This is a genomic window from Glycomyces sp. NPDC050141 (genome assembly GCF_055586545.1).
Genome location: NZ_JBVJHZ010000031.1, coordinates 34,578 through 47,839, shown reverse-complemented (window position 1 = coordinate 47,839; position 13,262 = coordinate 34,578). Strand labels below are relative to the sequence as shown.

Below are 13,262 nucleotides of genomic sequence, written 5' to 3'. Positions count from 1 at the left end.
TGCGCGGCTGGACGCGGGCGCAGACCGTGCGGATACTCGGGCGCATGGATTCCCCTGAGGCCGCGGTGGTGCGGCGCCGGTGCGCGCGGGTGCTGCTCGTGGACGAGGACGACCGGGTGCTGCTGTTCTACAGCCGCGACTACATGGGCCCGGGCGTGGAGTACTACGTGACGCCCGGCGGCGGGCTCGACGCGGGCGAGAGCCTGCAGGAGGGCGCGGCCCGGGAGGTGTTCGAGGAGACCGGGCTGCGGATCGACCCGGGCGCGCTCGGCCCCGTGGTGGCCGAATCCGAGGGCGACTGGTCGGACAGCCCCGACCTGGTGATCCACTCCCGGGACTCGTTCTTCTTCCTGCGCGTGCCGCATTTCGACCCGGTGCGCGACCGGCTCGAAGAGATCGAGCAGGCCGAGTTCACCGCCGCCCGGTGGCTCACGCTCGACGAAATCGCGGAAGCGGACGCGCTGGTGTTCCCCGCCCGGATCGCGGGCCTGCTCAAGGGACTCCTGGGCGGCGCGGTTCCCGTTGCGCCCGTTCAGGTCCCGTGGGGCGCTTGGCGATGGGACGCCGATAGGGGCTGGACGGTCACCGAGCGCGCCCCCATACTTGACCGGTGAGCCCGACGAACGAACCCACTCGAATCGACCGGCGAGGCGCCCGCGGCATCATCGTGGATGAACAGGACTGCGTCCTGTTCATCGGCGGATACGCGACCCCCGAGCGCCCCGCCCGCTGGATCCTCCCCGGCGGCGGCATCGACCCGGGCGAGTCCATGCGGGACGCGGCCGCGCGCGAACTCTACGAGGAGACCGGCCTGCGGGTCGACCCCGACGACCTCATCGGCCCGGTCGCCCGCCAGCACTACCGCAAGGTCCGCCCCGACTCCGTGTTCACGCAGGAGAACCACTTCTTCCTCGTGCGCGTCGACCGCTTCGAGGCGAAGGTGACCGGCGGCGACGCCTACGAGCAGGACCTGCAGTTCAACTGGATACCGGTGGACGAGTTCCTGTCCACCGACGGATTCGAGCAGGTCGAGCCGCTGCTGCACCTGGTGAAGCGGCTGATCTCCGGCGACGTCCCCGCCGAGCCCGTCCTGCTCGACACCATCGGCCGCCAGCTCGACGCGGCGTGAGGAGCACCCCTGTGAGCATCGAGTCCGAGACCGGCGCGGCCTTCCGCACCGCCGCCCGCATCCTGATCCTCGACCAGTACGACACCGTCCTCCACGAGGGCGGCGACCAGTGCCTGGACGGGATCACCCGCTGGATCACGCCCGGCGGCGGCGTCGAGGACGGCGAGGACCTGCACGCGGCCGCCGTCCGGGAGGCCGCCGAGGAGACCGGGTACGCGATCGACCCGGAAGCGCTCATCGGCCCGGTCGCGTTCGGCGTGTTCACGGCGTTCCCGAAGGGCCGCCTGCTGGTCCAGAAGAACTGGTACTTCTTCCACCGCACCGAGCGCTTCACGCCGCGCATCTCCGGCGGCGACGCCTACGAGCAGCATTTCGAGTTCGCGTGGCTGCCGATCGAGCAGTGCGGCGCAGCCGACGGGACACTCCTGCCCGACCGCACCGTCCAGCTCGTCAAGCGCCTGCGCGACGGCGACATTCCCACGGAGCCGGTCGACCTCGGCGGCACCTACAGCCCCCGCTGGGGCCACTAGGCACACGCACGGCGCCGCCCCCGCTCGATACGAGCGGGGGCGGCGCCGTCGAAAGCCCTGCGGCCCTTACAGTTCGATCTCGCTGCGGTCCCCGGACCAGTCCGTGTGGAACGTGCCCTCGCGGTCGACCCGCTTGTAGGTGTGCGCACCGAAGAAGTCCCGCTGCCCCTGGATCAGGGCCGCCGGGAGGCGGCGCGAACGCAGCCCGTCGTAGTACGCCAGCGCCGACGAGAAACCCGGCGTCGGGATGCCGGCGAGCGCGGCGGTCGAGACGACCCGGCGCCACGCGTCCTGCGCGTCCGTCACGATCTTCGTGAACTCCGGCGCCGCCAGCAGCGTCGGCAGCTCCGGGTCGGAGCGCCACGCCTCGGTGATGCGGTCGAGGAAGCGCGCCCGGATGATGCAGCCCGCGCGCCACAGGGCCGAGCAGGAGCCGAGGTCGATGTTCCAGTCGTACTCGGCGCTGGCGGCCGCGATCTGGTCGAAGCCCTGGGCGTACGCGACGATCTTGGAGGCATAGAGCGCCTGGCGGACGTCCTCGACGAAGTGCTCGGGGAAGTCCACTTTGCCGGTGGGGCCGGTGAGGACGTCGACGGCGCCTTCGCGCTGCTTCACGCCCGAGGAGAGGGCGCGGGCGAACGTGGCCTCGGCGATGCCGGTGACGGGGACGCCCAGGTCGAGGGCGATCTGCACGGTCCAGCGGCCGGTGCCCTTCTGGCCGGCCTGGTCGACGATGACGTCGACGAGCGGCTTGCCGGTGGCGGCGTCGGTGTGGCCGAGGACCTCGGCGGTCACCTCGATGAGGTAGGAGTCGAGCTCGCCGGCGTTCCACTCCGAGAAGATCTTGGCGAGGTCGGCCGGTTCGATGCCGACGCCGCGGCGCAGGAGGTCGTAGGCCTCGCCGATGAGCTGCATGTCGGAGTACTCGATGCCGTTGTGCACCATCTTGACGAAGTGCCCGGCGCCGTCGGGGCCCAGGCGCGAGCAGCACGGGGTGCCGTCGGGGGCCTTGGCGCTGATGGCCTCGAGGATCGGGCCGAGGGTCTCGTAGGACTCCTCGGAGCCGCCGGGCATGATCGCGGGGCCCAGGAGCGCGCCCTCTTCGCCGCCGGAGACGCCGGTGCCGACGAAGTGCAGGCCCTTCTCGCGCAGGGCCGCTTCGCGGCGGCGCGTGTTCTCGAAGTGGGCGTTGCCGCCGTCGATGATCATGTCGCCGGGCTCCATGAGCGCGGCGAGCTGGTCGATGACGGCGTCGGTGGCGTTCCCGGCCTGGACCATGATCATGGCCTTGCGGGGGCGTTTGAGGGAGGCGACGAAGTCGGCGAGCTCCTCGGAGGGGACGAAGTCGCCTTCATCGCCGTGGGCCTCGATCAGCTCGGTGGTCTTGGCGTGCGTGCGGTTGTAGACGGCGACGGTGAAGCCGTGGCGGGCGAAGTTCCTGGCGAGGTTCGAGCCCATGACGGCCAGCCCCACCACGCCGATGTCAGCGGTGCTCATTCGGTCTCCCAACGTTGCGTAAGAGGTGTGCGCCCCGATTCTCGCCGAGCGGCGAGGCGGGGGCGGTCCCACCGCCGATCGTATCCACGCAGCGGGACACCCCGCACGGACACAGGGCGCGGACTGTCCCGGTCGCACGGGCGGCGGGCCTAGGCTGTGAGCATGCAGTACTACGAAACCGTGCTCGACCTCATCGGCAACACCCCGCTGGTGCGGCTGAACTCGGTCACCGAGGGCGTCCAGGCCACCGTGCTCGCGAAGGTCGAGTACCTCAACCCCGGCGGGTCCATCAAGGACCGCATCGCCCAGCGCATGATCGACGAGGCCGAGGCCTCCGGCGCGCTCAAGCCGGGCGGGACGATCGTGGAGCCCACGAGCGGGAACACCGGCGTGGGCCTGGCGATGGTCGCCCAGCAGCGCGGCTACCAGTGCGTGTTCGTGTGCCCGGACAAGGTCTCCGAGGACAAGCGGAACGTCCTGAAGGCCTACGGCGCGGAGGTCGTGGTGTGCCCCACCGCGGTCGACCCGGAGGACCCGCGCTCCTACTACAAGGTCTCCGACCGGCTCATCCACGAGATCGAGGGCGCGTGGAAGCCCGACCAGTACTCGAACCCGGCGAACCCCGCGTCCCACTACGCGCAGACCGGGCCGGAGCTGTGGAAGCAGACGGACGGGAAGATCACGCACCTGGTCGCCGGGGTCGGCACGGGCGGCACGATCACCGGGATCGGCCGGTACCTCAAGGAGGTCTCGGGCGGGAAGGTGCAGGTCGTGGGCGCCGACCCGGAGGGCTCGGTGTACTCGGGCGGCACCGGGCGGCCGTACCTGGTCGAGGGCGTGGGCGAGGACTTCTGGCCCGAGAACTACGACCGGAAGCTGGCCGACCGGATCGTGGAGGTCACCGACGCCGAGTCGTTCGCGATGACGCGGCGCCTCGCCCGCGAGGAGGGCCTGCTCGTGGGCGGTTCCGCGGGGATGGCCGTGGTCGGGGCCCTGGCGGTCGCCCGCGATGCGGGTCCGGACGACGTCATCGTGGTGATCCTGCCCGACGGCGGGCGCGGGTACCTCTCGAAGATCTTCAACGACGCGTGGATGACCGAGTTCGGGTTCATGGGCGGCTCCGGCGAAACCACCGTGGGCGAGGTCCTGGCCAGCAAGGGCGCCGAGATCCCCGAGCTCGTCCACGTGCACCCGCAGGACACGGTGCGCGAGGCGATCGACATCATGCGCCAGTACGGGGTCAGCCAGATGCCGGTGCTCAAGGCCGAGCCGCCGGTGACCAGCGGCGAGGTGGCCGGAGCCGTGGCCGAGCGCGACCTGATGGACGCCCTGTTCTCGGGGCGGGCGACGCTGCACGACCCGATCGAGCGGCACATCGGCGCGGCGCTGCCGACGATCGGCTCGGGCGAGCAGGTCGAGCGGGCCGTCGCGGCGCTGCACGACCGGGACGCGCTCATGGTGTTCGCCGAGGGCAAGCCGGTCGGCGTGCTCACCCGGCAGGACTTGCTGAGTTACGTCGAGCACTGATTTCGGCGGTTTCCTGGACGCGACCCGCGACGCCCTCCTAATATAAGTTGCAACTTATATTAGGAGGGCACATGTTCGACGCAGTGGACCCGATCGAGGCCGTCAACGCGGTCGCGCGGGAAGTCCGCACCGGTGAGCGCGACGGCAGGCCGACCAGGCTCGTGGTCGCCCGCCGCACCTACCGCGCCGACCGGGCGGACGTCTGGGACGCGATCACCAGCCCCAAGCGGCTGCCGCGCTGGTTCCTGCCGCTCAGCGGGGACCTCGAACTCGGCGGCACCTACCAGCTCGAAGGCAACGCCGGGGGCCGCATCGAGCAGTGCGACGCGCCCGCCGACCTCGCCGTCACCTGGGAGTTCGGGGGCGGCCTGTCCTGGGTCGCGGTGCACCTGCGCGAAGCGGGCAACGACACGCTGCTCGAACTCGTCCACGAGGCGCCCGTGGACCCCGAGTTCTGGGGCCGGTTCGGCCCCGGCGCGGTCGGCATCGGCTGGGACTCGGCGCTGTTCGGGCTCGACCTGCACGTCAGCGGCGGCGAGGACATCGACCAGGCCGAAGCCGAGCAGTGGGCGATCGGCCCTGTGGGCGTCCGGTTCTCGACCACCGCGGGCGAGGCCTGGGGCGCGGCTGCGATCGCCGACGGCGACGACCCCGAGGCCGCGAACGCGGCGGCGGCGAACGCCATCCGGTTCTTCACCGTGCCGCCTGAGAGCAAATAGCGAGACGGCATAATGGCGCGGTCCCACGCCTGCGCCCCCGCGTGTCCTGAAAGCGAGTTCCCATGGCCGATACGGTGTTCGACGCCCTCGGCGACCCGGTGCGCCGCCGGATCATGGAGATCCTGGCCGACGGCGAACGCCCGGCCGGGGCCGTCGCCGAGATCCTGCAGGCGCACTCGGGGATCTCGCAGCCGGCCGTCTCGCAGCACTTGAAGGTGCTGCGCGAGGCCGGGCTCGTGACCGTGCGGGCCGAGGGGACCAGGCGGATCTACGGCGTCGACAACGCCGGGCTCGACGCGGTCCGGGCCTGGCTGGAGCGGTTCGCGGACACGTTCAGCGGGCCGCTCGACGCCCTGGAGACCGAGCTGGCGCGCGGCAAGCGGGAGCGCCGCCTCGCCGGGGACCGCGTCCGCCGCAAAGCCGCGTAGCCGATCCAAATAGGAAAGTATCCGATTCGTTCCATTGCGGGCCTTGCAGAGCGCAACCGCAAACCGGGCGAGTCGGATTTTTCTGCTTCGGGTTCCTTGACATTCGCGGCGCGTCCGGACAACATGAGGAGGTTATATTTAGGATTCTTTATCTTTGGAGGCCCCTTGGGACGCATCCGCAGAACCGCGATCATCGCCGCCGCCACCCTCGCCGCGGCGGGCGCCGCCGTCGCCGTGCCGATGGCTTTGGCGGGCAACGCCTCCGCCGAGACCGCCTGCACCGGGACCGCCTGGGTCTCGAGCGAGATCTACGTCGGCGGCGACCTCGTCAGCCACGACGGCCGCGAGTACAAGGCCAAGTGGTGGACCACCGGTGAAACCCCCGGCACCACCGGCGAATGGGGCGTCTGGCAGGACCTCGGCGCCTGCGCCGGCTCCGAGCCGACGACCTCGCCCACCACCGCTCCCACCACCAGTGAGCCCACGCAGGAACCCACCGAGGAGCCCACCGGCGAGCCCGGCTCGGGCGACGCGCACCTCACCGGGTACTGGCACAACTTCGACAACGGCTCGGGCGTCATGGAGCTCAACGCGATCCCCGCCGCGTACGACATCGTCGCGATCGCGTTCGCCGAGGCCACGACCACCACCGGGCAGGTCGACTTCGCACTCGACGCGAGCCTCACCGCCGCCGGGTACACCGAGGCCGAGTTCAAGGCCGACATCACCGCGCTCAAAGCCCAGGGCCGCCACGTCGTGATCTCGGTCGGCGGCGAGAAGGGCAACGTCACCGTCAACGACGCGACGACCGCGTCCGCGTTCTCCAGCTCGGTGATCGGGCTGATGGACGAGTACGGCTTCGACGGCGTCGACATCGACCTCGAGCACGGCATCAACGCCGGGGCCCTGGAGACCGCGCTGCGCGCCGTCAGCGCCGCGAAGCCGGGCTTCACGTACACGATGGCGCCGCAGACGATCGACTTCCAGTCCACTTCGGCCGGGTACTACCAGCTCGCGACGAAGACCAAGGACATCCTGACGATCGTCAACATGCAGTACTACAACTCCGGTTCGATGCTCGGCTGCGACGGCCAGGTGTACGCCCAGGGCGACGTCGACTTCCTGACCGCCCAGGCGTGCATCCAGCTCGAAGCCGGGCTCGCGCCCAGCCAGGTCGGCCTCGGCCTCCCGGCCGTGTCCAGCGCCGCCGGTTCGGGCTATGTGGACCCGTCGATGGTCAACAACGCCCTGGACTGCCTCACGAAGCTCGCCAACTGCGGCGACTTCACGCCCGACCAGGCCTACCCCGGTATCGGCGGGGCCATGACCTGGTCGATCAACTGGGACAAGACCAGCGGCTACAAGTTCGCGAACACCGTGGGCGGGCACTTCTCCAGCCTGCCGTAGCGAAACGGGGCGGGGCCGAGAACGGCCCCGCCCCTATTGATCCGTGGCTAGCCGACGCGCAGCTTCGGCTTGCGGCCCACCGTCAGCACGGGCTTGCGGGTCTCGGCGTAGAAGTCGTTGCCCTTGTCGTCCACCACGATGAACGCCGGGAAGTCCTCGACCTCGATCTTCCAGACCGCCTCCATGCCCAGCTCCGGGTATTCCAGGACCTCCATCGACTTGATGTTGTCCTGCGCGAGCTTCGCGGCCGGGCCGCCGATCGAACCCAGGTAGAACCCGCCGTGGTCCCGGCAGGCGTTCGTGACCTGGTCGGAGCGGTTGCCCTTGGCGAGCATGACGAACGAGCCGCCTGCCGCCTGGAACTGCTCGACGTACGTGTCCATGCGCCCGGCCGTCGTCGGACCGAACGAGCCGGACGCGTACCCCTCGGGGGTCTTCGCCGGGCCCGCGTAGTAGACCGCGTGGTCGCGCAGGTACTGCGGCATCGGCTCGCCCGCGTCCAGGCGCTCCTTGATCTTGGCGTGCGCGATGTCGCGCGCGACCACGAGCGTGCCCGTGAGCGACACCCGGGTCTTCACCGGGTACTTCGCGAGCTCGGCGCGGATCTCGCTCATCGGCCGGTTGAGGTCGACGCGCACGACGTCCTCGTCGAGGTCGTCCTCCTGCACGTCAGGCACGTACCGGCTCGGGTCCGTCTCCAGCTGCTCCAGGAACACGCCCTCGGCGGTGATCTTGGCCGTGGCCTGGCGGTCCGCCGAGCACGAGACCGCGATCGCCACCGGCAGGGATGCGCCGTGGCGCGGCAGGCGGATCACGCGGACGTCGTGGCAGAAGTACTTGCCGCCGAACTGCGCGCCGATCCCGAACTGGCGGGTGAGGGCCAGCACCTCCTGCTCGAGCTCGACGTCGCGGAAGCCGCGCCCGAGCGGCGAGCCCTCCACGGGCATCCCGTCGAGGTACTTCGCCGACGCGTACTTCGCGGCCTTCAGCGCGTACTCGGCGCTCGTGCCGCCGATGACGATGGCCAGGTGGTACGGCGGGCACGCGGAGGTGCCGATGCCCCGCAGCTTCTCCTCCAGGAACCGCAGCATCGCGTCCGGGTTGAGGATCGCCTTCGTCTCCTGGAACAGGAACGACTTGTTCGCCGAGCCGCCGCCCTTGGCCATGAACAGGAACTTGTACGCGTCGTCGCCCTCGGCGTACAGCTCGATCTGCGCGGGCAGGTTCGAGCCGGTGTTCTTCTCGTCCCACATGGTCACCGGCGCCATCTGGCTGTACCGGAGGTTGAGGTCGCGGTAGGCCTGCCACACGCCGCGCGAGAGGTGCTCGGCGTCGCGGCCGTCGGTGAGGACGTGCTGCCCGCGCTTGCCCATGACGATCGCCGTGCCCGTGTCCTGGCACATCGGCAGGACCTCGCCGGAGGCGATGTTCGCGTTCTTGAGCAGGTCCATCGCCACGAACCGGTCGTTGCCGCTGGCCTCGGGGTCGTCGAGGATGGAGCGGAGCTGGGCGAGGTGCGCGGGGCGCAGGAAGTGCGAGATGTCCTTGACGGCCTCGCGGGCGAGCAGCGTGAGCGCCTCGGGCTCCACTGTGAGGAAGCGCCTCCCGGCGGCCTCGACCGTGTTCACCCCGTCCGCGGTGATCAGGCGGTACTCGGCGGTGTCGGGGCCGAGGGGAATCTGTTCGGTGTACTGGAACTCCGATGTCACGCGTTCCAACTTAGCGCGCACGGTGCGCGGGCCGTGTGTGAGGCGAAGCTCAGTCGGGGCTCGGGGCGCCCGGTGTCGGGGCGGGGAATGTCGTACCCGGCCGGTAGCGTCACACTCAGGCGGCGCACTGCAGTCGCACCGCCTGTAAGCAGGTACGATTGCCCGGTCGTCCGTTCCGGCCCCTGCTGGGGGCGGGGCGGCACGCGCAAGTGAATCCTCCTGCTGCGGAGAGACCGCAGCCGTTGAGACCAAAGGGGGTGGAGCGATCTTGCGGCACTACGAACTCATGGTGATCCTCGAACCGAACATCGAGGAAGCACAGGTCAGCCCGACGCTGGACAAGTTCCTGAAGGGCGTCAAGGACGCCGGAGGGACCGTCGACAAGATCGACGTCTGGGGCCGGCGCCGTCTCGCCTACGAGATCAACAAGAGCAACGAGGGCGTCTACGCCGTCATCGACCTGCAGTCCGAGCCCGGTCCCGTCGCTGAGATGGACCGTCAGCTCCGGCTCAACGAGTCGGTGCTGCGCACCAAGGTGCTGCGACCGGAGCTTCGGTAACCCGACCCTGTAACTGCGAGACCTTAGGAGACCAGGTCATGGCAGGCGAAACAGTCATCACGGTTATCGGCAACCTCGTCGACGACCCCGAACTGCGTTACACGCCGTCCGGTGCCGCCGTCGCGAAGTTCCGAATCGCATCAACTCCGCGTGCGTTCGACAAGGAGTCGAACGCGTGGAAAGACGGTGAGGCCCTGTTCCTCACCTGCAGCGTCTGGCGCCAGTACGCCGAGAACGTCGCCGAGTCGCTTTCGCGCGGTACCCGCGTGATCGTGCAGGGCAGGCTCAAGCAGCGCAGCTACGAGACCCGCGAGGGCGAGAAGCGCACTGTGTACGAGCTCGACGTCGAGGAAGTCGGCCCCGCGCTGCGCTTTTCCACCGCGAAGCTCAACAAGTCCGGCGCCGGTTCCGGCGGTGGCGGTCGTTCCTTCGGGGGCGGCGGCAACACCGGTGGTTCCGCACCTGACGACCCTTGGGCCTCGGCCGCCCCTGCCGGCGCTTCCGCCGGCGGTGGAGGCTTCGACGAGGACCCGCCGTTCTAACCGGCGCTGCCCGCTAGGGCAGTCCGGTAACGATCTCGAGTAAGAGGCAAGACAACACATGGCGAACCCGAAATCGGCTCCCCTGCGGAAGCCGAAGAAGAAGCCGAACCCGCTTGAAAAAGAGGGTATCGAGTACGTCGACTACAAGGACACGGCGCTGCTGCGGAAGTTCATCTCCGACCGCGGCAAGATCCGTGCCCGCCGAGTGACCGGCGTGACCACCCAGCAGCAGCGCCAGATCGCCGCGGCCGTCAAGAACGCCCGCGAAATGGCTCTGCTTCCCTACACCAGCCAGACCCGCTAAGGAAGGAGCGCGACATGAGCAACATGAAGATCATCCTGACTCATGAGGTGCCCAACCTCGGCTCGGCCGGCGATGTGGTCGAGGTGAAGAACGGCTACGGCCGCAACTACCTCCTGCCGCAAGGCCTGGCGATCGCCTGGACCAAGGGCGGCCAGAAGGAAGTCGACTCGATCCAGCGCGCCCGTGCGGCCCGCCAGATCCACGACCTCGACCAGGCCCGCACCGTGGCCGAGCAGCTGAAGAAGACCGACGCCCACATCGTCGCCCGCACGGGTGACGGGGACCGTCTCTTCGGTTCGATCACCGCGGTCGACGTCGTCAAGGCCGTCGACGAGGCCGGGGGTCCGAAGATCGACCGCCGCCGCGTCGAGCTGCCCGCCGCGATCAAGTCGGTCGGCACCTACGACGTGACGGTCAAGCTGCACCCGGAGGTGACCGCGAAGTTCAAGCTCCAGGTCACCCCGGCGAAGCGCCGCAAGAAGTAGGACGCGAAAGCGACCAAGAGGCCCGCGACCGCTCCGGTCGCGGGCCTTCGCCATGCCCGGAGCCTGGTGTCCTTCGCGACCCGCCCCGCAGCCCGCCCGAATGTTTTCGCAGCTCACGGTGGTTTGTCGTACCCGTATGGGAGGGTGTCCTTTTCACTGGTAGTGGTGAAGGTGGGATCGGGTGGGTACCCGGGGCCGCCCGTACGCCCGCGCGGCGGCGCCGCGCCGGCCCCACGCCCGGCTCAGATCACCCAGCCCGCGGTCCGCAGCACCACCGTCACCAGGCCCGCGCCGAGCACCGCCGCGGCCGAGCCCGCGACCCCCGCCCGCCAGCCCGCACGCGGCAACCGGAGCAGCACCGCCACCAGGAGGCTCGCCGTCAGCGCCGAGAGCGTCCACGCCCAGCCGCCCGCGATCGCCGCCGAGAGCCGCCCGGCCACCGTGCACCCGCCGTCGCCGCACGTCGCGTCCACCGGCGGCTGCGAGAGCACCCACGCCAGGTAGACGAAGAGCGGCACCGCGTACCAGGCGAGCGTCACGAGCAACGTCGGCGTGAACGCCCGCTCGCCCGGGCGGTCGTCGCCGTCGGGGTCGAGCCGGGGCCTGCGCTCGGGTTGCCGGGGGGCGTTCATGGGGTCTCGCTCCTCTGATCCGTGCCGGGGTCGCCCCTCACCTTAGCGGGAAGTTGGCACGAACGAATCTCCGTCCACAGGCAGTGGACAACGCCGCCACAGGTCGACGCCGCTATTCGAGCCCGAATCGCGTTCTTGTCCACAGGTTGTCCACAGGCCGGGCCCGGTTATCCACAGGTTATCCACAGCTTTGTCCACAGGTTGTCCACAGACCCGTTTGCAACCGTGCCCGGCGCGACATAGCGTCGTTGACGCCGCCGATCTGTCGTATGCGGGCGGTACATTCTCCATGAACGCACGGTGACCGAGGGGGTGGACGGCATGACCGACGTGTCGGCGGAAGGCGTCTACTCGCGGGGAGCGAACGGCTCCAGCAGCTCCTATTTCGACACCCCTCCCGAGGACCCGTTCAGCGACGACGGCGGCGGTGGCGGCCGCGGCTCGGGCGGCGGCGGTGCCCGCACCTACGAGCGCACCCCACCCCAGGACGTCCAGGCCGAGATGTCGGTCCTCGGCGGCATGCTCATGAGCAAGGACGCGATCGCCGACGTCATCGAAGTGCTCGGCCCGGGCGACTTCTACCAGCCCAAGCACGGCATGGTCTTCGACGCGATCATCGACAAGTTCGGCAACGGCGAGCCCGCCGACGCCGTCACGATCGCCGCGGCCCTCGCCGACACCGGCGACCTCGCGAAAATCGGCGGCGGCCCCTACCTCCACGACCTACTCAACGCCGTGCCCACGGCCGCGAACGCCGGGTACTACGCGAAGATCGTCAAGGAGAAGGCGATCCTGCGCCGCCTCATCGAGGCCGGAACGAAAGTCGTCCAGTACGGGTACGGCGGCGGCCAGGGCGGGCGCGACATCGACGACCTCGTCGACCTCGCCCAGCAGGCCGTCTACGAGGTCACCGACAACCGCCAGAGCGAGGACTTCGCGGTCCTCTCCGACCTCCTCCAGCCCGCGATGGACGAGATCGAGGCGATCGGCGCGAGCCAGGGCCTCATGACCGGCATCCCCACCGGCTTCGCCGACCTGGACCGGCTCCTCTCGGGCCTCCAGGCCGGGCAGCTGATCATCGTCGCCGGGCGTCCCGGTGCCGGCAAGTCCACGGCCGCAATGGACTTCATGCGGCACGCCTCGCTCCACCACCGGCACGCCGCGGCCCTGTTCAGCCTCGAAATGAGCAAGCTCGAGATCGTGATGCGCCTGCTCAGCGCAGAGACGCGGGTGCCGATGCACGTCCTGCGGTCGGGCGACCTCTCCGACGACGACTGGACGCGCCTGGCCAAGCGCATGGGCGACATCTCCGAGGCGCCGCTGTTCGTCGACGACACGGCGTCGATGACGATGATGGAGATCCGGGCCAAGGCCCGGCGGCTCAAGCAGCGCCACGACCTCAAGCTCATCGTGGTCGACTACCTGCAGCTCATGACCTCGCCGAAGAAGACCGAGTCGCGCCAGCAGGAGGTCTCGGAAATCAGTCGCGGCCTCAAGCTCCTGGCCAAAGAGGTGCAGTGCCCGGTCATCGCGGTCGCGCAGCTGAACCGCGGTCCCGAGCAGCGCACCGACAAGCGCCCGCAACTCTCCGACCTGCGCGAGTCCGGTTCGCTGGAGCAGGACGCGGACGTCGTCATCCTGCTGCACCGCGAGGACTACTACGACAAGGAGTCGCCGCGCGCGGGCGAGGCCGACTTCATCGTCGCCAAGCACCGCAACGGCGCGACGGACACGATCACGGTGGCGGCCCAGCTGCACCTCTCGCGCTTCGTCGACATGGCGGTCTAAGCGGCG

General features: G+C 69.7%; 15 protein-coding genes. 12 read left to right on the top strand and 3 right to left on the bottom strand.

Translation table 11 applies throughout. The features are described from left to right. Positions 1-44 precede the first annotated feature (44 nt). From ACZ60M_RS18215 to ACZ60M_RS18205, 3 genes are read left to right on the top strand one after another with little or no spacing between them, the layout of a single operon-like run. On the top strand, positions 45-614 hold the full coding sequence (locus tag ACZ60M_RS18215) for an NUDIX hydrolase (protein WP_465419505.1): 570 nt from the start codon (positions 45-47) through the stop codon (positions 612-614). After that, the gene (locus ACZ60M_RS18210; protein ID WP_465419503.1) at positions 611-1,129 is read left to right on the top strand and encodes an NUDIX domain-containing protein; all 519 of its coding nucleotides are present in this window, start codon (positions 611-613) and stop codon (positions 1,127-1,129) included. The genes ACZ60M_RS18215 and ACZ60M_RS18210 overlap by 4 nt, the downstream gene beginning before the upstream one ends. A gap of 11 nt (positions 1,130-1,140) precedes the next feature. Beyond that, the gene (locus ACZ60M_RS18205) at positions 1,141-1,659 is read left to right on the top strand and encodes an NUDIX domain-containing protein (RefSeq protein ID WP_465419501.1); all 519 of its coding nucleotides are present in this window, start codon (positions 1,141-1,143) and stop codon (positions 1,657-1,659) included. A 66-nt stretch (positions 1,660-1,725) separates the two neighbouring features. Here the strand turns inward: ACZ60M_RS18205 and gndA are convergent, their stop codons facing one another. Then, positions 1,726-3,156, bottom strand: a complete 1,431-nt coding sequence (gene gndA, locus ACZ60M_RS18200) for an NADP-dependent phosphogluconate dehydrogenase (RefSeq protein ID WP_465419499.1) — start codon at positions 3,154-3,156, stop codon at positions 1,726-1,728. A 162-nt stretch (positions 3,157-3,318) separates the two neighbouring features. On the opposite strand from gndA, the gene ACZ60M_RS18195 reads away from it, so the two are divergent. From ACZ60M_RS18195 to ACZ60M_RS18180, 4 genes are all read left to right on the top strand, one after another. Further along, positions 3,319-4,683 carry a cystathionine beta-synthase gene (locus ACZ60M_RS18195; protein WP_465419497.1) on the top strand — a complete coding sequence of 455 codons (1,365 nt, stop codon included), beginning with the start codon at positions 3,319-3,321 and terminating at the stop codon, positions 4,681-4,683. A gap of 71 nt (positions 4,684-4,754) precedes the next feature. Beyond that, complete coding sequence (locus ACZ60M_RS18190; RefSeq protein ID WP_465419495.1) at positions 4,755-5,402, top strand: SRPBCC family protein; 648 nt, start codon at positions 4,755-4,757, stop codon at positions 5,400-5,402. Between the two features lie 62 nt (positions 5,403-5,464). After that, complete coding sequence (locus ACZ60M_RS18185; protein ID WP_465419493.1) at positions 5,465-5,830, top strand: ArsR/SmtB family transcription factor; 366 nt, start codon at positions 5,465-5,467, stop codon at positions 5,828-5,830. A gap of 165 nt (positions 5,831-5,995) precedes the next feature. Then, entirely contained in the window at positions 5,996-7,237 is a 1,242-nt protein-coding gene (locus ACZ60M_RS18180) for a chitinase (protein ID WP_465419491.1), read from the top strand. A gap of 47 nt (positions 7,238-7,284) precedes the next feature. Here ACZ60M_RS18180 and ACZ60M_RS18175 read toward each other — a convergent pair whose 3' ends face one another. After that, positions 7,285-8,946: a fumarate hydratase gene (locus ACZ60M_RS18175; RefSeq protein ID WP_465419489.1), complete on the bottom strand. Its 1,662-nt coding sequence runs from the start codon at positions 8,944-8,946 to the stop codon at positions 7,285-7,287. A 268-nt stretch (positions 8,947-9,214) separates the two neighbouring features. Between ACZ60M_RS18175 and rpsF the strand changes: the two genes are divergently transcribed. From rpsF to rplI, 4 genes are read left to right on the top strand one after another with little or no spacing between them, the layout of a single operon-like run. Beyond that, a complete protein-coding gene (gene rpsF, locus ACZ60M_RS18170; RefSeq protein ID WP_208497184.1) occupies positions 9,215-9,505 on the top strand; it encodes a 30S ribosomal protein S6 in 291 nt (96 codons plus the stop codon). Positions 9,506-9,543: 38 nt separating this feature from the next. After that, positions 9,544-10,047, top strand: coding sequence for a single-stranded DNA-binding protein (locus tag ACZ60M_RS18165; RefSeq protein ID WP_465419487.1), 504 nt, complete (start codon positions 9,544-9,546; stop codon positions 10,045-10,047). Positions 10,048-10,105: 58 nt separating this feature from the next. After that, on the top strand, positions 10,106-10,351 hold the full coding sequence (rpsR, locus tag ACZ60M_RS18160) for a 30S ribosomal protein S18 (protein ID WP_030160643.1): 246 nt from the start codon (positions 10,106-10,108) through the stop codon (positions 10,349-10,351). Between the two features lie 23 nt (positions 10,352-10,374). Beyond that, entirely contained in the window at positions 10,375-10,836 is a 462-nt protein-coding gene (rplI, locus tag ACZ60M_RS18155) for a 50S ribosomal protein L9 (protein WP_465419542.1), read from the top strand. Between the two features lie 242 nt (positions 10,837-11,078). Here the strand turns inward: rplI and ACZ60M_RS18150 are convergent, their stop codons facing one another. Beyond that, on the bottom strand, positions 11,079-11,468 hold the full coding sequence (locus ACZ60M_RS18150) for a hypothetical protein (protein ID WP_465419485.1): 390 nt from the start codon (positions 11,466-11,468) through the stop codon (positions 11,079-11,081). 300 nt (positions 11,469-11,768) lie between these two features. Between ACZ60M_RS18150 and dnaB the strand changes: the two genes are divergently transcribed. Next, the gene (gene dnaB / locus ACZ60M_RS18145; protein ID WP_465419484.1) at positions 11,769-13,256 is read left to right on the top strand and encodes a replicative DNA helicase; all 1,488 of its coding nucleotides are present in this window, start codon (positions 11,769-11,771) and stop codon (positions 13,254-13,256) included. Positions 13,257-13,262 lie beyond the last annotated feature (6 nt).